Origin of the sequence: Mesorhizobium sp. M0663 (assembly GCF_040320585.1) — a bacterium.
GTDB lineage: Bacteria > Pseudomonadota > Alphaproteobacteria > Rhizobiales > Rhizobiaceae > Mesorhizobium.
The window spans coordinates 279,603-298,825 of record NZ_JAMYPX010000003.1 but is presented as its reverse complement, the minus strand read 5'-3'; the positions used below and the strand labels follow the sequence as shown (position 1 = coordinate 298,825).

Sequence of the window (19,223 nt, the reverse complement as noted above, 5' to 3'; positions counted from 1 at the left end):
AAAGGACCGACCGCCATGACCGCAAGACGCGATATCGAAGCCATCACCCAGCGCATCCGTGAGCGCTCCAAGCCCAGTCGCGAGGCCTATCTCGGCCGCATCGCCGAAGCCTCGAACCGCACCGCCAACCGGGCCGTGCTGTCCTGCGGCAACCTGGCCCACGGCTTTGCCGTCTGCAGCCCTTCCGAAAAGGTGGCGCTTGGCGGCGACCGGGTGCCGAACCTCGGTATCATCACCTCCTATAACGACATGCTGTCGGCGCATCAGCCTTTCGAGACGTTTCCGGCGCTGATCAAGGATGCGGCGCGCGAGGCCGGCGGCATCGCCCAGGTGGCCGGCGGCGTGCCGGCGATGTGCGACGGCGTCACCCAGGGCCAGCCCGGAATGGAGCTGTCGCTGTTCTCGCGCGACGTGATCGCCATGGCCGCGGCAATCGGCCTGTCGCACAATATGTTCGATGCCGCCGTCTATCTCGGCGTCTGCGACAAGATCGTGCCGGGGCTGGTGATCGCGGCGCTGACCTTCGGCCATCTGCCGGCGGTCTTCATCCCGGCCGGGCCGATGACGACCGGCATTCCGAACGACGAAAAAGCCAAGATCCGCCAGCTCTATGCCGAGGGCAAGGCGGGACGGGCCGAACTGCTCGAAGCGGAATCAAAATCCTATCACGGGCCGGGAACCTGCACTTTCTACGGTACCGCCAATTCCAACCAGATGCTGATGGAGATCATGGGCCTGCACACGCCTGGCGCTTCCTTCGTCAATCCCGGCACGCCGTTGCGCGACGCGCTGACCAGGGAAGCGACGAAGCGGGCGCTGGCGATCACCGCGCTCGGCAACGCCTACACGCCGGTCGGGCGGATGATCGACGAGCGCTCGATCGTCAACGGCATCGTCGGCCTGCACGCCACCGGCGGTTCGACCAACCACACCATCCACCTGATCGCCATGGCAGCGGCGGCCGGCATCGCCATTACCTGGCAGGATATTTCCGACATCTCGGAAGCCGTGCCGCTGCTGGCGCGGGTCTATCCGAACGGCCTTGCCGATGTGAACCACTTCCACGCCGCCGGCGGGCTCGGCTTCCTGATCCGCGAACTGCTCGACGCAGGCATCCTGCACGAGGATGTGCAGACGGTGTGGGGCGAAGGGCTGCGCCCCTACGCGGTCGAGGCCAGGCTCGGCGCCGACGGCGGCGTCGTGCGCGAGGCTTCGCCGCGCGAGAGCGGGGACGAGAAGGTGCTGGCGCCGTTCAAGAAGGCGTTCCAGCCGAGCGGCGGTCTGAAAGTGCTTTCGGGCAATCTCGGCCACGCCGTCATCAAGACATCGGCGGTCAAGCCGGAGCGGCGCGTCATCGAGGCGCCGGCCAAGGTGTTCGACAGCCAGCAAGGCCTGAACGAGGCGTTCAAGGCGGGGTCGCTGACCGGCGACTTCATCGCCGTCATTCGGTTCCAGGGACCGAAGGCCAACGGCATGCCGGAATTGCACAGGCTGACCACCGTGCTCGGCATCCTGCAGGACCGCGGCCAGCATGTGGCGTTGGTCACCGACGGCCGCATGTCGGGCGCTTCAGGCAAGGTGCCAGCGGCGATCCACGTGACGCCGGAAGCAGCGGAGGACGGGCCTATCGCCAGGATCCATGACGGCGATATCATCAGGCTCGACGCCGAGGCCGGGACGCTGGAGGTACTGGTGCCAGCCGGCGATTTCGCACTGCGCCGCCCCGCGGACAGCGACCTCATAGGCAATGAATTCGGCTTCGGCCGCGAGCTTTTCGCCGGGTTCCGGCAGTTGGTGGGACGCGCCGACCATGGCGCCAGCGCCTTCGGTACGGCGTGACTTTTCGACCATGGAAGAGCGGCTGGTGGCCGCTCTCCAAAAGCGCGTGGCGTTCGATCGGCCTCACGCGACGCGCTTTTAGGATCTTGTTTTTATGCATGTCGTTATCGCAAAACCGCTGCACACTTTTGCGCGACATGCATTAGATCTACTGAACCGTCAGGTCGGCTCGCGCGCCGGCCCTGATCGTTACCGTGCCTTCCCTCGAGCTGTTGTCCGATTTCTCCGAAACCACCGCGTAGTCGCCGGCCGACAGGGTGGCTTGATACTTCTGGTCGTAGGCGTAGCCGACCGACTTGCGGGTTCCGTCGATGGCCTTCCTGGCCTCGAATATCTCGATCTTCGAGGCCCCTGGCGCGGTTATCGTCAGCATGCCGGCGTTCATCGCGATCTTCAGATCCTGATGGTCGCCAACCTTGACGCTGAACGGCTGCTCGGCCACCGCAAGGTCGACCGTCGCGACCATTACATAATCGTCGGGCGGCAGATCGAACTTGCTGTCCGGACCGTAGGCATAAGTCACCTCCTGCCTGGTTCCGTCGACGTTCTTTTTCGCCTGGAGCACTTTGAAGCCGACGCCCGAACCCTCGGCCTTGTCGCCGCCGGCAGCATAATAGGCGTTGGCGACGATACGCCCGACGCCGACGATGATGTCCTTGTCGATGACCCTGCCGGCGGCAAGCGGGATCGTCTCGATAACCATGCCCTGGCCGATCGTGACCGTCACCTTCTGGTCACCGGCCGGCAGCACGACTTTCGTGTCACCGTAATAGGTCGGCGGGGTGTCGACGCCGGGATAGCCGATTACGACAGCCGCGCCGTCATCAACGTCCGCTCCTTCGCTTGGCCGCGGGTGGATGACCAGCGTGCCGGCATTCAGGTTGAAGTGCGGTTTGGCGACCTGGCCAGGCTCTATCTTGATCTTCTGTTCGGCCCTGGCCTCGCCGGCACGCGCGACGACGATATAGTCGCCCGGCTCCAGATTGCCCTTGTAGGTGCCATATTCGGTGGTGACGGGATCGCCGCGCGTGCCGTCGGAATTCGCCTTGTAGATCTCCCAGGCATTGCCGTCGGTGACGGGATCGCCACCCTCGGCAAGCACGACGGTGGGCACGAAATTGGACTCCGCCGGCTGGGCGGGCGCCGGCTGGGGAGCAGGCTGCGGGGCGGGAGTCGGTTCAGGGGCGGGTGGCGGAGGCGCAACGGTCTCGACGAGGGCGTCCTGCAATGCCTTTTCATCCGACGCTTCGATATATTTGCCGCCGGTATTGTCGGCGAGGCAACCGACCTGCTTGCCCTCGGCCGCCGTCAGGCCGAAGCCGACGACATTGACGGTGAAGTCGACGCCAGCAGCCTCCAGTTCCTTGCCGAGCGCACAGGGATCGCCGCTACATGTCTCGATGCCATCGGTGATGAGAACGACCGTCGCCTTGTCCTCGGTGTATTTCAATGCTTCCGCCGCTTGCTTGACCGCAGCGGTCAGCGGCGTCTTGCCCTGAAATTTCAAGCTGTCGGCCGCGGCTGAGATCGCACTTGCCGAGCCTTCCTGCGGTGGCACGATGAGTTCGATGTCGTCGCAACTGGCCTTCTCGCGATGGCCATAGGCCATGAAGCCTATTTCCTCCTCGGCCGGGACCGATTGCAGCACGTTCCGCAGCGATTGACGGGCGATTTCGAGCTTGGGCTTGCCGTCGATCTGCGCCCACATCGAGCCGGAGGCATCGAGAATGACGATGACGCGATCGGCGGCGAAGCCGAACCCCGTCGTCCACAGCAACAGGGCGGCCGCAGCGACGCTCTGCACAAATCCCGCCATCAAAAATCTCCCCCGTCAGTCGCCGCCGCTCGGCGCCGGAAAGCTATTTGACGCCGGGTCGCGACACAAGCCCGGACGGAGTACGAAGCTGCGTCGCCTCTCTGCCAAACCCTCAATAGGCCGTGCGGCGTTCCTCGGAAGGCGGCCGGCCGAATTGCAGCCGGTAGCTCTGGGCAAAATAGGAATGCGAGGTGAAGCCGGTGGCGATTGCCACGTCGAGGATCGGCATGTTTGTCTGGCGCAGCAATTCGCGCGCCCGCTCGAGCCTGAGCCGCATATAATAGCGCCCGGGCGTCACACTGAGATGGCGCAGGAACAGGCGCTCGACCTGGCGCACCGACAGGCCCGCCGACTTGGCGAGTTGCACCGCCGACAGCGGCTCGTCGAGATGGTCGGCCATCAGCTCGACGATGCGGCGCAGCTTCTCCGACTTGCCGGTCAGGTCGCGTTCCGGGCCGACGCGCTGGCGGTCCCCGGCCGAGCGGATGCGCTCATGCTGGAACTGGTTGGCGACGCCATTGGCGAGGCTCGAGCCGAAATCACCGCGCACGATCTCCAGCATCAGGTCGATCGATGTGGTGCCGCCGGCGCAGGTGTAGCGCTTGCGGTCGATCTCGAAGACGTTGCCGGTGCAGTTGATGTCCGGAAAGCGTTCGAGGAAGCCGGCGCGGTTTTCCCAATGGATGGTGCAGCGATAGCCATCGAGCTGGCCTGCTTCGGCAAGCAAATAGGAGCCGACCGAAAGCGCGCCGAGCGCATTGCCGCGCCGGCCCCAACTGCGCAGCGCTGCCAGCACCTTGCTCTTGCCGGGAAATTCCGTCGTCAGCCCGACCGAGACGAACAGGATATCGACCGGCGGCAGATCGGCAACCGCGTAGTCGATCTTGAGCGGCAGGCCGTTGGACGCCATGACGGCGTCGCCGTCGGCCGACACCGTAGTCCAGCCATAGAAATCGCGGCCGAGCAGCCGGTTCGCCGACCGGAACGTGTCGATTGCCGCGGCCAGCGAGAACATGGAGAACTTGTCGACCAACAGAAACCCGAACTGCCGCCCGCCCTGAACGGGATCATTGGTGACCGGCCGTTCTAAGGGAACAGTGAGGTTCGGCAAGGACGCTGCTTTCTGGTCAGAAGGAAGGCCGTTTCAATCCGGCTGCGAGATAGGCGGAAGCTAGCGTGTTGGCCATCAGCATGGCAATGGTCATCGGTCCGACGCCGCCAGGCACCGGCGTGATGGCGCCGGCCGCCTTCGCTGCTTCGGCAAAGGCGACGTCGCCGACGAGGCGCGTCTTGCCTTCGCCCTTTTCAGGTGCGGCGACGCGGTTGATGCCGACATCGATGACAGTGGCGCCAGGCTTGACCCAGTCGCCGCGGACCATTTCAGACCGGCCGACGGCGGCGACCAGAATATCGGCGGTGCGGGCAAGCGCCGGCAGGTCCCTGGTCCGGCTGTGTGCGATGGTGACGGTGCAGTTGGCGGCAAGCAGAAGATTGGCCATCGGCTTGCCGACGATGTTCGAACGCCCGACGACGACCGCATTGAGACCGGACAGGTCCTTGCCGCGCACGCGTTCGATCAGCAGCATCGAGCCGGCCGGCGTGCAAGGCACGAAGGCGGTCTCGAGTTCGCCGGTGCCGAGCTTGCCGACATTGATGAAGTGGAAGCCGTCGACATCCTTCTCCGGCGCGATGGTCTGGATGATCTTGCCGGAATCGATATGGCCGGGAAGCGGAAGCTGCACGAGGATGCCGTTGATGGCCGGATCGGCGTTGAGCTGGCCGATGATCTTCAACAGGTCCGGCTCGGAGGTTTCGGCCGGCAGCGTGTGCTGAACCGAATGGAAGCCGCATTCCTTGGCGGTGCGGGATTTGGAGGCGACATAGACCTGGCTCGCCGGATCCTCGCCGACGATGACCACGGCGAGACCGGGCTGCCGTCCGCCCTTTTCCGCCAGTTCGGCGGTCAGGGCCTTGACCCGCCGCACCACGTCTTCGGCGACGCTTTTTCCGTCAATCAACTCAGCCATGAACCACCCTCGACGCCTATCGCGTAAGCCTGCCGCGTTAAAACATCCATGCGGCGCGCTCCAGATATCTTTTATGCAGGCCGTTGCCCAGAACCATGCGCTGCGGGCGGACATGCAGCGCGGCATTTTCACGAAAATCGAGCCGGGCAATCCCGTCAATGCGCCGTCCCATGCCGTTAACTCGAAACCGGCATGTTTTATTCGACGCTCAGAAATAGCGGCGGCGCGCGCGGTTTTCGGTGAGCTCGCGAACGACCTCGCGGAATTCGCGCAGGCTGGCGCGGATTTCCTCGATCTGGCTTTGCTGATCGGCGGCTTCCGAGGCCTGATTTGCCTTCCTCGACCAGGCCTGAGTATGGGCCGAATGCGGCGGCGTGGGTTGCTGCGGATAAGGTGCCCGACCGGCATAGAGCGGCTGCGGGTGGAACGCAGGTGGCATCGCTGCGGTGGAATTTGTCGCGGCGGAAGTCTCACCGGACGCCATCTCCTCCGGCGCTCTGCCAGGCATGAGCCGGCTCAGCGCCGACAACACGGCACCGATCGGACCAGGACGTTTGGTACGCGCGACCTCGACCGGCTGAGCGGGAGGCGGCGCTGCCCGGTATGCTGCGTGATCGGCGGAACCGGCATCGGGGCCGCCAAGGGAGCCAGCGGGGTCGAAAAACCCATCGGCAGCTGCAGCCTCTTCCATCAGTATGGTGCCGGCCTTTGGCTCATCAGGATCGGGCTGGCTTATGCCGGCGGCTGCCAACAGGATCGGACTGGCACACGCTTCGCGGCGCGAGCGGGCAAGACGATGGCGTGTGGCGGCATCCTCGCGCCATGACGGGCCTGCGCGGTCCTCTAGCGAAACCAGCGATGCTTCGTCCTCGCCGCGCACCGCCTCGACGAGCGACAGCAAGGACTGCTCGTTCCTCCAGTGTTCACGATTTTTCCTATAAGCCATGGTTTCTGGAGCCTTCCCCTCGGGCTGGGACGTAGCGACCGCCACTGGTTAAGCGATGCTAAACAGGCATAGGAAATAAAAGGTTAATTTGGTCGCCGCGCGGCTGCGCGACTACATACGCATCCCAACCGCAAGGTCGGGGTTTCCGCCTGATCACGGTCCCAACAGGGCTTCCCCGCCCTGCCGCGAACGTCTATGGGGAAGCCATCTCAATATGGGAGGCTTTCGATGACGGTCAGGCTTGTTCTCGCCGGTTGCGGCAATATGGGCTACGCCATGCTCTCGGGCTGGCTGAAAGCCGGCAAGCTGGCTCCGGCGGTGGTGTTCGTGGTCGAGCCCAATGCCGAGTTGCGCAAGCGTGCCGAAGCACTGGGCTGCGCTGCCGGCGCGGATGCTGGCGCCATACCGGCCAACGCCGTGCCGGCCCTCGTCGTCCTTGCGGTCAAGCCACAGGTGATCCGCGACGTCACGGCTGGCTACATCCGCTTCAACGATGGCCGAACCACTTTCCTCAGCATCGCCGCCGGGACGCCGGTCGCCACGTTCGAAGGCATTCTCGGCGACCGCGCGCCGATCGTGCGCTGCATGCCCAACACGCCGGCGGCAATCGGCAAGGGCATGATGGTGGTGTTTTCCAACAGGCTGGTTTCCGAGGACACCAAGCGTTTTGTGGCCGACCTGCTTTCGGCGGGCGGGCAAGTGGCCGATATCGATGACGAGGGCCTGATGGACGCGGTGACGGCAGTCTCCGGGTCGGGGCCGGCTTATATCTTCCATTTCATCGAAGCGCTGACGGTGGCAGCCGAGAAGGCCGGCCTGCCGACCAGGACTGCCAAGCTCTTGGCAATGCAGACGGTCTACGGCGCCGCCTCGCTGGCCGCCGAAAGCGGCGAGGAGCCGGGCGTGCTCAGACAGCAGGTGACCAGCCCCAACGGCACCACGGCTGCGGCCCTTGCAGTACTGATGGGCGAGGACCGGCTGACGCGCCTGCTCACCGAGGCGGTGGAAGCGGCGCGGCTGCGGTCGATAGAGCTGGGGAAGTAGGGCTTCTGGGGGAGCCGGTCGGCGGTGATGGTCGACCGTTCCTTTCGGCAATAGCAACCGGTAGAAAAGCCGTTACGCGGCGTTCCTTCGCGCCCTCCACTGTCCTGCCGACATCAAAATCGCGATAGCCTAGAATGTCGACAGATATCAGCGATGTCCCCACAAGTCGTCGATCTCGTCCTTGTTCACGGGCCGCCCGTCTTTGCCGGCTTTGGCTTTGAGATCATCGGCAATGGCCGCGAGCCGCTCTGCCAGAGAAGGGCGTCCATTTTCCCGCTTCAACTCGGATTCACGGACCTCAGCCATCACCAAGATTCCCATACAGCATCTCGTCCTGCAGCCGGCGCAAGGCGAACAGCCCGGTCGTCGGGTCGGGCGCGGCATTGTCGGCGGTGAGCAATTCGCCTTTCCTCACCGGTTTCAGCACCTTGCCGCCTTCGAGCAGACCGACCGGCACGGCGCGATGGGCGCGGGCCTGTTCGACGGTCATGGTCCAGGAGCGGTAGCAGGTCTCGCCGATCGCATCGAAAACCTCGCCTGCCGCCAGATCGCGCTTGGCCACGGCGCAGACCTCGGCCACCGGCCGCGGCAGCGGCACCATGTCGGGCTTGCCGTAAAGCGCGATGCGAGCGGCCGTCAGCGGCACTTCCAGCGAGGTCAGATGGTAGGGTCTGAAGAAGCTGTAATAGGGACCGTGGCCGATATGCAGATCGTCCATGCGCTCGATGATGCGCGGATGCGTCGCCTCGACGATGACGAAGACCCCGGGCGCCACGCCCTTGCCGACGGTGTAGTCGACGACGCCCTTCTTCGACAGAATGCCGCCCTGCTCGCGCGGGATCAGCACCTTGACCAGCTCGTCGCGATCGGCCTTGGGCCCGTGCATGCCGGGAACGTCGGGCACCAGCCCGGTGGCGTTGGCAATGGCGCACATCTCGACCATGGTTTTCGAGCCGTCGACGAACTCGACCAGCATGCGCGGATTCATGTTGCGGCGCAGCGCCTCCTCGCGGTAGTCGTCGGGAACGGCGTCGTGGTTGAGAGGGTTGTTCTTGCCCTTGCCGGCGGAGACGATGGTGTAGCCGAGCGCCGAAGCGAACTCGATCAGCTCCATGCAGCTCGACGGCTCGTCGCCAGCGCCGACCGAATAGACGACGCCGAGCCGGTCGGCCTGCTGCTTTAGATAGCAGCCGATGGTAACGTCGGCCTCGACATTCATCATCACCAGGTGCTTGCCGTGCTGCATCGCCATCAGGTCGAAATCGGCGGCGACCCCGGGCTTGCCGGTGGCATCGATGACGACATCGATGAGCGGATTGGTGACCAGCATCTCGTTCGAGGTGATGGCGATCTTGCCGCTTTCGATCGCCTGGCTGACCTTCGAAGCGCTGTCCGCTTCGGCTGCCATCGCCTGGTCGCCATAAGCAATGCGGATGGCCTCACGCGCCGTATGCGGGCGGCGCGTCGAGATCGCGCAAACCGAAATGCCCGGCATCAGCATGCCTTGCGTCACCAGGTCGGTGCCCATCTCGCCAGAACCAATGACGCCGATGCGCACCGGGCGGCCTTCCGCGGCACGCTTGGCAAGATCGCGGGCAAGCCCGGTCAAGGCGACATTGGTCATACTGGAAACGTCCACTGCTTTTTGATTTGAAGCGGGAATAGCAGGGAACGGCAACCCATTGCCAATCGAAACCGGCCGCGGCGGTCTTTTCTTGCGCATGACCCCGGAAACCAGAATTGTTCCTATGAAGACATGCACCCGGCCGAAGGACTAACGAGGGTCCTGTGGCGCCAAAGGCCCGCGTTGAAGCGGCGGAACGGGCCGTTAAGCCCGGATGGATCGCAGCCAAGAAATGTACGGAAATTCTTAGTCATTCTTTTATGCAATCCTGCTTTAATAGGGAAATGGACTGGCGTGCCCGCATTTTTAGGTGTTTTTTCCGCGCTATGCGACCGATCGGCGAGAGCGGCAACGTTGCTACTATTTTTGCTCTGTCTTTGCCGATTGTCGTCGGCGGTGCGGGCCTCGGTATCGAGACTTCCTATTGGTATTACAGCAGCCTGAAGCTACAAGCGGTGGCGGATGCGGCCGCCTATGCTGGCGCTTTGGAAAAGGTTTCGGGATCCGACACGCCAAAGATTGTCTCCGCAGCGACAGCGTCAGCGACCACGAACGGCTGGGGACCGTCAGCAGGTACAATAGAGGTCTTCTCGCCTCCGTCAGCCGGTCCAAATGTCGGAAAAAAGGCGGTTGAGGTAGTCGTTCATCAGAACCTCGATCGGTTCTTTACGTCGATATTCACGCAAAACGCAGTTGGCGCACAAGCAAGGGCGGTGGCTCTTATTACGGATGCTTCAAAAGCCTGCATTTTGACGGTCGATCCTTCCGCTTCGAAAGCGGCGCTCTTTTCCGGCAGTTCGACCACAAAACTGACAGGCTGCTCCGTCATGTCGAATTCGATAGCTCCGGACGCCATCAAACTTCAGGGATCGGCAAGCCTTGATGTCGATTGCCTGATATCGGCAGGCGGTGTTTCGTTGAGCAACGTCGTGAAGACCGTTTGCGCCAGCCTGATAACTCAGGCGCTGCCCGCTGCTGATCCTTTTGCCGACCTGCCGGCGCCGCCGGCCACGAACCCTTGTCAAAACGGCAATCAGTCAACCTTGCAACCTGGAACATACTGCAAGGGGCTCAGCTTGAGCGGCAATGTAACCCTCTCGCCCGGGATATACGTCATTGAGGGAGGCGATTTCAAAGCGAGCTCGAATGCAAATATTTCCGGCGAGGGTGTCGTCATTTATCTGGCCGATACCTCCGGCGTTAGCATGAACGGCACGGCGACCGTCAAGCTCAGCGCACCGACGTCGGGCACCTATTCAGGTGTGCTGTTCTATGGCGACAGAGCCAACCTGGCGGGATCCAACACGTTTAATGGCACGGCGGATTCGCTATTGACCGGCGCTCTGTATTTTCCAACACAGGGCGTCAATTATCTCGGCAATTTCTCGGGCAAAGGTGGTTGCACGCAGGTCGTCGCAAGTACCGTGCAATGGTCCGGCAACGCAAACATCATTCAGGATTGCACGAGCCTTGGAATGCGAGACATTCCGGCCACGCAAACCGTTCAGCTTGTCGAGTAGTTTTCGTGGATCGGCTACAAGTCCGGATGTTCCGGAGTGATTCGGGTGTTGCCGCGGTAGAGTTTGCGCTGGTTCTGCCCGCCCTTTGCCTGGTACTTCTTGGCATCATCGACGGCTGGTCTTTTGTCTCGAGCGCATTGTCGATGCGTGCAGGCGTCAAAACCGCGGCGAACCTCGTGATGCAAGGAGCAGTCGAGGATACGACCATCCAAGCTGTCGCTCTTTCGAGCTGGGAAAACCATCCTGATGGCGCGCAGGTGGCAGTGAGCCGGAAATACATGTGCGGGAACATCGTGGCCGATCCATCGGTCCTGTGCGACACTTTGAAAGCCCCCTCGGTCTTCCTCGTAATACAGGCGACAGCCACCTGGTCACCGCCCTTCAGTTTTGGTGCGTTTTCCCTCTCGCGCGAACTCAGTCATCAACAGGTGATTCGTGTCCGCTAAGTCGAGAGCTTTCACGGGGGATGCATCAGGCGGAGCTGCATTAGAGTTCGCGCTGATCGCGCCTTTTCTGATAATGCTTTTGATCGGCATCTTTGCATTCGGCTGGGCTCTGAATGCTATGTCGAGTGTTCGGTACACGCTGGAAACGTCGTCACGTGCGCTGCAAATGAAGAACTCGCTGACGCAGGCCCAGATCCAAGCCATTGCCACGGAAAAATTACTGGATTTGGGATTGAAAGACGTCGATGTAACAATAGCAATCGACGCCCCCAGCGGCGGCTTTCGCATGGCACATCTGACCGCCCAATATGCGTTCGTGATCGAGTTCCCGTATTTCAACCGATATCCGATAAATTATCAGACAACTGTCACAGTTCCCCTGATTGCATCGTGAGCACGTCCCCGGCCAGTCGAGCGGCACCTTTCGCAGGATGTTCGCTGCACGCCGCCTTTATAGGCGATCGCCTTGTACAGCGCGCCGTTGCCGGCTTTGTTCCGGCCGAGCCGCCCACCCCTCGCCCAGCGCTGCGCCGCCGCTACTTGTTTGTTGACAGGCATGCGAGGCCTACATGTGGAATTTGGCAGCAGAGGGCTGGAGACTCCTCAAGCAGAGCGTCATCGGCTTCATCGACGACAATGCGCTGAGCCATGGGGCGGCGATAGCGTTTTATGCCACGACCTCGCTTGCGCCGATCCTGCTCATCGTTGTCGCTATTGCCGGCATGGCCTTCGGGCACGAGGCGGCGCAACTCGCCCTTTCGGCACAGATCGCTGGCCTGATGGGGCCGCAAAGTGCCGAGCTGCTGCGAGCTACGATCGAAAACGCCTCGCAGAAGGAAGCCGGAACCCTCGCCAGCATTCTGGGGCTGGTCACGCTGTTCGTCGCCGCATCCGGCGTGTTCGGCGAGATGCAGCTGGGGTTGAACGAAATCTGGAAAGTCAAACCGAGCGGGGCAACGATTTCACGAATGGTTCGGGCACGCATTGCAAGCCTGGGCCTGGTCGCCGCCCTCGGTTTTCTGCTTCTGGTGTCGCTGGTCGTAAGCGCTGCAATTTCGGGGCTCGGAGAAGTCATCAACGCCTACCTGCCGTTCGGCACCATCATCCTGAGTGCCATCAACGGGATCGTCTCGTTTGCCCTGATCACGCTGCTGTTTGCCGCAATCTACAAGGTGCTGCCGGACCGCAGCCTGCAATGGCGCGATGTCGGCATCGGCGCCGTGGTCACCGGGTTTCTGTTCACCATCGGCAAGTCGCTGATTGGCTGGTATATCGGAACCAGCGCCATCTCATCGTCATACGGCGCGGCCGGCGCCCTGCTCGTCGTGCTGTTATGGGTCTATTATTCGGCCGAGATATTTCTGCTGGGCGCCGAATTCACGCGAGCCTATTCGGTCCGACACGGCAGCCGGTCCGATTTGAAGAACAAGGTGGAATCGCATGACAAATGAGATCACGCCGAAATTCGATCTCGCCGGCAAGGTAGTACTGGTCACCGGGGCCTCGCGCGGCCGCGCCTGCGCACTCGCCTGCATGTGCTGGCCACATTCCGCTCGGCCGCATCGGCGACCCGATCGACGTCGCGGGCACCGTGGTGTTCCTCGCCTCGCCGGCGGCGTCACTGATCACTGGCGCGAATATATTGGTGGATGGCGGTTGGTCGGTAGCGTGATAGGGCTCTTTGGCTGGTAGTGCGACACCGCTTCGCGAGCGCCGTCTCCCCACACCAGGAAGAAGCGCGCGGACTTCGCAAGGTTAGTCCAAGAGGTCTTTTATGAGCGAAAAATCTCAATCGAACGGTGAATTCGACGAACCGCGGAATGAGCCACTCTTCGCGGCTATCTCGCAGACAGACCCCGCCTTCCTAGCAGCTTACGATCGCGCGCTTGCGAGTGTGCCGACATTTGTCGAACATATCGAGGGAAATGCAGATGCCTTCTGTTCCGCGAAGCTTCGGTTTCGCGATCCCGACGAGTCCGTACGTCTTCGGGAGGACCACTTTGTTTTCCTTTGGCTTGCCGCTGTGCATTATCATGCTGAGGAGCGGCTATTTTCAGGTGCGTTTTTCGAGGTGCCACCCGAGCTTCAGAAATGGCATCAAGTCGGACAGCGACTTTCGTTTGAAGGCGATGATATTTTCGATTGGATGGTTCTCGACGCGGGGCACTTGCAGGGGGGATTCACATTACGTGTAACCCGAGACAAGCTTCCTGAGAAAGATCGTGGCTCATACGATCGATACATCGGGGTTTCGGTTTATCAGCCACTGCCGTCCTGATTCAACGCATGCTTGATAGCCTGGTCTTTCGTTGGAGGATTGGGCAGCCGCACTGGTCAAACCAGCTTTCTCATCCATCGCCGGCGAGCCAACCGACCATGTTCGCCATCAGTCTTCCGTAGAACGGCCATCCGAGGAAATCCTGCGAGAGCCAATGCGGGCCGATATCGGTTGCCCAGGCAATCGTGCGGCCGCGGCCATGGCTACCGACGGCAAGGAGCGGCCAGTCGGTGCCGCGATGGTGGCAGGTCGCCAGAAGCCGGGACGAACCGTCGCGCCTGAATTCCAGCTTGTTCATGCCGAGAATCGGCGGCAAAGGCCCCTCCACCCCGGAAAAAATCGGATGTGACGACTGCAGGATGGAGGCCTGCACGCCTTGCGGCACCTCCATGCCGTCGCAGTAGGGTAGGCAACGGACCGGCAGAACGTCCTCGACCGGGGTGTCGTGGAAACGCGCCGTCCCGAACATGCCCTGAAAGCCCATGTAACCGCCGGCCAGCATCAGCCCGCCGCCACCTTCGACATAGGCCTTGAGCACATCGAGGCGGTTGACGCCGACACGCCCGGCGCGGGCATCCGGCGTCACCAGCAATGTCAGGGCGCCGACGTCGGAGATCACCACCGCCTGATATTGGGCGAGCCCATCGAGGTCATAGGGAAACGCCGCGCTGCAACGCTCGCCGCCGATCTGCGTGACCGCGATGCCTTCAGTGGCCAGCGCGGCATTGAAGGCCGTCGCACCATTTGTCGAGGCCGCACTTGTAAGCACGTCGCTGCCGATGGCAACCGAGGTCGTCGCTGCAAAGGTTTCGCCTGCAAGCAATATCTTCATTGCCGCCCCGCACTGTTTTCATTCGAGAGGTTTTTAGGAAGGGCGCCGGATGGACCGGCGCCCCCTAGAACTCAAGCTCTATAGGATCAGAATTTGAACTCGGCCAGATTTTCGGGAGTCACGATCTTGGCCGGACCAAGGATCAGTTCGCCGCCGGCGCCAATCGTGTATTCGCCGAGCCTGCCTGCCGTGAACTTCTCACCCTCCTTGCCGGTGATCTTGCATTGCGCAAACGCCTGGGCCGTCTGATAAGTAAGATAGCCAAGATCGGTGACGTTCCACCAGATATCCTGAGCCGCTTCGTCCTTGATGTATTTCGAGATCAGAGTGGCCGGCGCGAGCCCGGTCAGCTTGACCTTGCCGATCATGCCCGCTTCCTCGAGTGCACGCGCGGCCGCCGGAAGGCCGATGCCTGCCGGGACGATGATCACCTTGAGATCGGGAAACGCCTGCACCAGCGCCAATGCCTGCTGCTGGTTGATCTGTTCGCTTTCTTCGCCATAGGCCACCTGCACCAGCTTCATTTTGGAGAACTTCGGCTCGGCCGCCATCTTCGCCTTCATGAAGTCGATCCAGGCATTCTGGTTGGTCGCCGTCGGCGTCGACGACAGGATCGCGAATTCGCCTTCACCGCCGCTGAGGGCGAATGCACTTTCGAGCATCATCTCGGCGAGGCTGTCGCCCTTCACCTGATTGACGAACACCGCACGCGCATCGGCGGCCACATCGGAGTCATACGAAATCACCCTGACCCCCTGCTGAACGGCGCGCTTCAGCGCAGGCGCGACGGCATTGGCGTCGTTGCCGGCAATTGCGATGACTCCGACCTTCTGCGACACGAGGCTGTTGATGAATTCGATCTGCGCCTCGGCGGTCGCCTGCGATGGGGCGACCTGCGTAGCGGTGCCGCCAATTTCCTTGGCTGCCTCTTGTGCGCCTCCGAAGGCCACTTTGAAGTAGGGATCCGTGTCGAGCTTGGGCAGGAAACCGACCGTTACGGGTTCCTTGGCGCACTCCTGGCTGAAGGCCAGCGAGCTTGGCGCAAGCAGAACCGCGGATGCGAGCAGGGCTAATCTAAACGCTTTCATTGTGACTCCTCCGTCAAAATTCGGGCTTGAAGGAAGGGGCCCGAGATCACCCCTTTGTCTCGCGCATTGCGCGGGATCTGCTGAGCATCTCCTGTGTGGAGCGCCAGTAATTGCCGACCAGCAGCGAGCCGATCAGAAGCAGGCCGATGATCATGCCCTGCGCGTCGCCACCGATCTGGTTCAGCGCCAGCACGTTGCGGATGATGGCGATCAGGACCAGTGCCAGCATGACGCCGGTCAGGCGGCCCTTGCCGCCAAAGACGCTGACGCCGCCGAGCAGCACGATGGTGATGACGTCGAGCTCCATGCCGAGCGCATTGTTGGCGCGGGCGTTGGAAAGGCGCGCGGTATAAACGATGCCGGCTATCGCCGCGACGACGCCCGAGACGACGAACAGGTTCAGCACCATCCGGCGCGTGTTTATGCCGGAATAGCGCGCCACTTCGGGGCTGCCGCCGAGCGCGTAGATGCGCTTGCCGGTCGGCGTCTTCTGCAGCACGACCGCAAACACCGGCGCCAGCACCAGGAAGGGCACGATGGTCCACGGTATCTCGGTGCCAGGCAGGTTGTTGATGCCGAAATCGACGAGCGCGGGCGGCAGGATGTTGACCGAGCCGGTGCCGAGCAGGATGTAGCCAATGCCTCGGTAGAGCGCCATGGTGCCGAGCGTCACAACCAACGACTGCAGTCCAAGGCCCGAGACCAGATAGCCGTTGAAGGCGCCGAGCAGGCCGCCGATGACGAGCGTCAGCGGGATTGCGGCAAGCGTCGGCACACCGGCCTGGACCAGCAAGCCAAAGACGACGGAGGTCAGCGCCAGCACCGAGGCGATCGACAGGTCGATCTCGCGGGTGATGATGAGCAGCGTCATCGGCAGGATCAGCAATGCCTTTTCCGAGGCGCTGGCGGCCAGTTGCGAGAGATTGAAGCCGGAAACGAAATTCGGCACGAAGATCGCGGCATAGAGGAAGATGGCCACGCAAGAGGTCGCCAGCAGCAGATCCCAGAAGTCGATCGAACGGAGGAACTTTTTCACCGCGCCCTCGCCTGTCTTGCCTGCTCGGCACGCCGCACGATGAAGGTGTCGATGCCGATGGCCACCAGGATAACCAGGCCGTAGACGCCCTGCAGCCACAGCGGGTCGACGCGCACCAGCGTCAGCCCGTTCTTGATGACGAGCAGCGTGAGCGCGCCGAGGATGATACCGAGCAGCGTGCCCGAACCACCGCGGATGGCGACGCCGCCGACCACCGCCGACGCGATCACGGTGAGTTCGAAGCCGAGCGCGACGCGGGCATCGATGGTCGCATAGCGCGATGCCCACAGCGCACCGCACAGGCCGCCGAGCAGGCCGGCCATGCCAAAGGCCAGCAGAATGCGCCGGTCGACGGGGATGCCGATCAGACGCGCGCCGTCGGGATTGGAGCCGGCGGCGAACAGTTCGCGCCCGATGGCCGTGCGATAGAGCAGCACATAACCCAGGCACAGGATGACGATCGCGATGACGACGATCAGCGGCACGCCGGCGATCTTCAGGCCGGTCATGTCGAGCCAGGCTTGCGTGACTTCGTCGGCGCTGATCTGGTCACCGGCTGCCCAGATCGAGTTGAAGCCGCGGAAGATCGACATCGAGGCCAGCGTGACGACGATCGCCGGGATCTTTCCCCTGGTGACGACGAGGCCGTTGATCAGGCCGGCGACGCCACCGACGGCGCATGCGGTTATCAGGCCAATGCCGATGTCGAGCCCTGGATAGGCCTGGACCATGCTGGCCGCCATGTAAGCCGACAGGCCGATCACCGCAGCGATCGAAAGGTCGATGTTGCGGGTGATCAGCACCAGCATCTGCGCGAGTGCTGCAACGACGAGCAAGGCGGCATCCATCGACACGGCGGTCAGGTTTGCAGCGCTCACCATGCGCGGGTTGATGATGGTGACCGGGATGGCGACCGCCAGCATCGCGGCGAGCAGACCGAACTCCCGCCGCTTCAGTATGTCGAGCGGTCCTTTTCTCTTCTCCTCGCCGGCGGCCTGTGCCGCCGCATCGGCGCTTTCGCCGGCCTTGGTCGCTGCTTCCAGCACCTTTTCCTGAGTGGCTTCGCCCCTGCTGAATTCGGCCGTCCGATGGCCTTCGCGCAGGACGATGACGCGGTCGCACATGCCGATGAGCTCGGGCATTTCGGAGGAGATCAAGATAATGGCCATGCCTTGCGCGGCAAGGTCGGCGATCATCGCATGCACTTCCGCCTTGGTGCCGACATCGATGCCTTGCGTCGGCTCGTCGAGGATGAGGACGCGCGGTTCGGTGCGCAGCCATTTGGCCAACACCACCTTCTGCTGGTTGCCGCCGGACAGTTCCTTTACCGGCTGCGCGTAGCCGGAAAAGCGAAGCTTCATGCGCTTCAGCCAGTCCGAAACCAGATTGATCGCGCGGTTCGTGCCGTAGAAGCCGGAGCGGGCTGCCTTGTCGAGGACTGGCAGCACCGCGTTGTCGAGGATGGAAAAATCCATCACCAGGCTCTGGCCCATGCGGTCTTCAGAGACATAGGCGATACGCGCACCCATGGCGTCGCGTGCCGACGCGAAGCGCACAGCTTCGCCGTCGATCAGGATTTCGCCGGCATCGGGCTGGTCGATTCCGAACAGCACGCGCGCGATCTCGGTCCGCCCGCTGCCGACCAGGCCGCCGAGCCCGAGCACCTCGCCGGCATGGAGCTTGAGGTCGATATTGGAAAAGCCACCGGCGTGCGAAAGCCCCCTCGCCTCCAGCACCAGTGCACCGGTCGCGTGGCTTCGTTGCGGATAGAGGTCGGTGACCTCGCGGCCGACCATCATGCCGATGGCGGCGGCGCGGCCAAGCTCGGCCCTCGGCTTGACGCCAATGAGACGCCCGTCGCGCAGCACGGCGATGCGGTCGGCGATGCGGAAGATCTCGTCCATGCGGTGGCCGACGAACATCATCGCCACGCCGTGCAGCCGCAGGTCGGCGACGACGGTGAACAGCCGCTCGACCTCGCGCTGCGACAGGGCGGCCGTCGGCTCGTCCATGATCAGCACCCGCGCGTCGAGCGACAGGGCGCGGGCGATCTCGACCAGTTGCTGTTCGGAGGTGCGCAACGTTCCGAGCCGGGTTTCGGCCGGCACGTCGAGGCCGGCTGTCGCCAGCACCCTGCGCGCGCCGGCAAGCATGGCGGCGTTGTCGATGCCGCCGAAGCGGTCGCGCGGCATATGGCCGAGATAGATGTTCTCCGCCACCGAAAGATCAGGGAAAAGACCGGGGTGCTGGTGCATGACCGAGATGCCGGCAGCCTGGGCGTCGTGCGGCGAATGGAAGACCACAGGCTTGCCATCGACTTCGACATGGCCGCCGGTCGGGAGATACACGCCGGCCAGCAGCTTTACGCAGGTGCTCTTGCCGGCGCCGTTTTCGCCAAGCAGAGCCAGCACCTCGCCTGAGCGCAATTCGAAGGACGCGTCCTTGAGGGCAATCGTGCCGCCGAAGGCTTTTGTCGCCTGAACCAGGGCAACGGGGACAGCCGCGTCGCTCTTCACCATGGCGTCGGCTTCGCCTAATGCGCCCAAGTGCAGCACCTTTCCTCCCTGGTCCTGTTTTTTCAATTTGCTATATTAAATGGCCGAATGCCGCAACTGGAAAATTGACTTCCATGGCCGCGAAGGGCACTGTCGCGTCGCGCACGGGTGCGATTGGAGTGCTCGACCCCGCGGCAGCCTCAAAGCTGCAAGCGGCTGGAGTGGCTCTGCG

Annotated in this window: 18 protein-coding genes and 1 pseudogene; 8 read left to right on the top strand and 11 right to left on the bottom strand. The window is 62.7% G+C overall.

All coding sequences use genetic code 11. The annotated features are described in order from the left end of the window. The first annotated feature begins 15 nt into the window (after positions 1–15). A complete protein-coding gene (gene edd / locus NKI54_RS07870) occupies positions 16–1,839 on the top strand; it encodes a phosphogluconate dehydratase (RefSeq protein WP_352634678.1) in 1,824 nt (607 codons plus the stop codon). A 148-nt stretch (positions 1,840–1,987) separates the two neighbouring features. Here edd and NKI54_RS07865 read toward each other — a convergent pair whose 3' ends face one another. From NKI54_RS07865 to NKI54_RS07845, 5 genes are all read right to left on the bottom strand, one after another. Next, complete coding sequence (locus NKI54_RS07865) at positions 1,988–3,655, bottom strand: vWA domain-containing protein (protein ID WP_352634680.1); 1,668 nt, start codon at positions 3,653–3,655, stop codon at positions 1,988–1,990. A gap of 112 nt (positions 3,656–3,767) precedes the next feature. Next, positions 3,768–4,766, bottom strand: a complete 999-nt coding sequence (locus NKI54_RS07860; RefSeq protein ID WP_023677433.1) for a GlxA family transcriptional regulator — start codon at positions 4,764–4,766, stop codon at positions 3,768–3,770. A gap of 16 nt (positions 4,767–4,782) precedes the next feature. Next, positions 4,783–5,682, bottom strand: a complete 900-nt coding sequence (gene folD / locus NKI54_RS07855) for a bifunctional methylenetetrahydrofolate dehydrogenase/methenyltetrahydrofolate cyclohydrolase FolD (protein WP_023677432.1) — start codon at positions 5,680–5,682, stop codon at positions 4,783–4,785. A 37-nt stretch (positions 5,683–5,719) separates the two neighbouring features. Next, positions 5,720–5,854: a hypothetical protein gene (locus NKI54_RS07850; protein ID WP_023677431.1), complete on the bottom strand. Its 135-nt coding sequence runs from the start codon at positions 5,852–5,854 to the stop codon at positions 5,720–5,722. A gap of 36 nt (positions 5,855–5,890) precedes the next feature. Next, the gene (locus NKI54_RS07845) at positions 5,891–6,628 is read right to left on the bottom strand and encodes a hypothetical protein (RefSeq protein ID WP_352624347.1); all 738 of its coding nucleotides are present in this window, start codon (positions 6,626–6,628) and stop codon (positions 5,891–5,893) included. Between the two features lie 228 nt (positions 6,629–6,856). On the opposite strand from NKI54_RS07845, the gene proC reads away from it, so the two are divergent. Beyond that, on the top strand, positions 6,857–7,672 hold the full coding sequence (gene proC / locus NKI54_RS07840; protein ID WP_023677429.1) for a pyrroline-5-carboxylate reductase: 816 nt from the start codon (positions 6,857–6,859) through the stop codon (positions 7,670–7,672). Between the two features lie 147 nt (positions 7,673–7,819). On the opposite strand, the gene NKI54_RS07835 is transcribed toward proC, so the two are convergent. Together NKI54_RS07835 and NKI54_RS07830 are read right to left on the bottom strand one after the other, a co-directional pair. After that, entirely contained in the window at positions 7,820–7,978 is a 159-nt protein-coding gene (locus NKI54_RS07835; protein WP_352589246.1) for a hypothetical protein, read from the bottom strand. Next, positions 7,971–9,296 (bottom strand): NAD(P)H-dependent oxidoreductase, encoded by a 1,326-nt coding sequence (locus NKI54_RS07830; RefSeq protein ID WP_352634686.1) that lies wholly within the window; start codon positions 9,294–9,296, stop codon positions 7,971–7,973. The genes NKI54_RS07835 and NKI54_RS07830 overlap by 8 nt, the downstream gene beginning before the upstream one ends. A gap of 164 nt (positions 9,297–9,460) precedes the next feature. Here NKI54_RS07830 and NKI54_RS07825 point away from each other — a divergent pair, with 164 nt between their 5' ends. The 6 genes and pseudogenes from NKI54_RS07825 to NKI54_RS07800 all read left to right on the top strand — a co-directional run bounded on the left by NKI54_RS07825 (position 9,461) and on the right by NKI54_RS07800 (position 13,540). Next, positions 9,461–10,816 carry a pilus assembly protein TadG-related protein gene (locus NKI54_RS07825; protein WP_348625932.1) on the top strand — a complete coding sequence of 452 codons (1,356 nt, stop codon included), beginning with the start codon at positions 9,461–9,463 and terminating at the stop codon, positions 10,814–10,816. 26 nt (positions 10,817–10,842) lie between these two features. After that, positions 10,843–11,262, top strand: coding sequence for a TadE/TadG family type IV pilus assembly protein (locus tag NKI54_RS07820; protein ID WP_023677424.1), 420 nt, complete (start codon positions 10,843–10,845; stop codon positions 11,260–11,262). Further along, positions 11,252–11,656, top strand: coding sequence for a TadE/TadG family type IV pilus assembly protein (locus NKI54_RS07815; RefSeq protein ID WP_023677423.1), 405 nt, complete (start codon positions 11,252–11,254; stop codon positions 11,654–11,656). Before NKI54_RS07820 ends, NKI54_RS07815 begins: the two co-directional genes overlap by 11 nt. 175 nt (positions 11,657–11,831) lie before the next feature. Next, positions 11,832–12,713 carry a YihY/virulence factor BrkB family protein gene (locus NKI54_RS07810; protein WP_352577525.1) on the top strand — a complete coding sequence of 294 codons (882 nt, stop codon included), beginning with the start codon at positions 11,832–11,834 and terminating at the stop codon, positions 12,711–12,713. Positions 12,714–12,793: 80 nt separating this feature from the next. Next, a pseudogene (locus tag NKI54_RS07805) lies at positions 12,794–12,934 on the top strand (SDR family oxidoreductase); the annotation flags it as partial. A gap of 102 nt (positions 12,935–13,036) precedes the next feature. Continuing rightward, positions 13,037–13,540, top strand: coding sequence for a DUF2314 domain-containing protein (locus NKI54_RS07800; RefSeq protein WP_352577524.1), 504 nt, complete (start codon positions 13,037–13,039; stop codon positions 13,538–13,540). Between the two features lie 70 nt (positions 13,541–13,610). Here the strand turns inward: NKI54_RS07800 and NKI54_RS07795 are convergent, their stop codons facing one another. The 4 genes from NKI54_RS07795 to NKI54_RS07780 form a co-directional block, all read right to left on the bottom strand. After that, positions 13,611–14,372 (bottom strand): glutamine amidotransferase, encoded by a 762-nt coding sequence (locus NKI54_RS07795; protein WP_023677421.1) that lies wholly within the window; start codon positions 14,370–14,372, stop codon positions 13,611–13,613. A gap of 86 nt (positions 14,373–14,458) precedes the next feature. Continuing rightward, positions 14,459–15,460 (bottom strand): rhamnose ABC transporter substrate-binding protein, encoded by a 1,002-nt coding sequence (locus NKI54_RS07790; RefSeq protein WP_023677420.1) that lies wholly within the window; start codon positions 15,458–15,460, stop codon positions 14,459–14,461. Between the two features lie 46 nt (positions 15,461–15,506). Next, positions 15,507–16,496: an ABC transporter permease gene (locus NKI54_RS07785; RefSeq protein ID WP_023677419.1), complete on the bottom strand. Its 990-nt coding sequence runs from the start codon at positions 16,494–16,496 to the stop codon at positions 15,507–15,509. Continuing rightward, a complete protein-coding gene (locus NKI54_RS07780; protein WP_352691075.1) occupies positions 16,493–19,051 on the bottom strand; it encodes an ATP-binding cassette domain-containing protein in 2,559 nt (852 codons plus the stop codon). Before NKI54_RS07780 ends, NKI54_RS07785 begins: the two co-directional genes overlap by 4 nt. Positions 19,052–19,223: the final 172 nt, after the last annotated feature.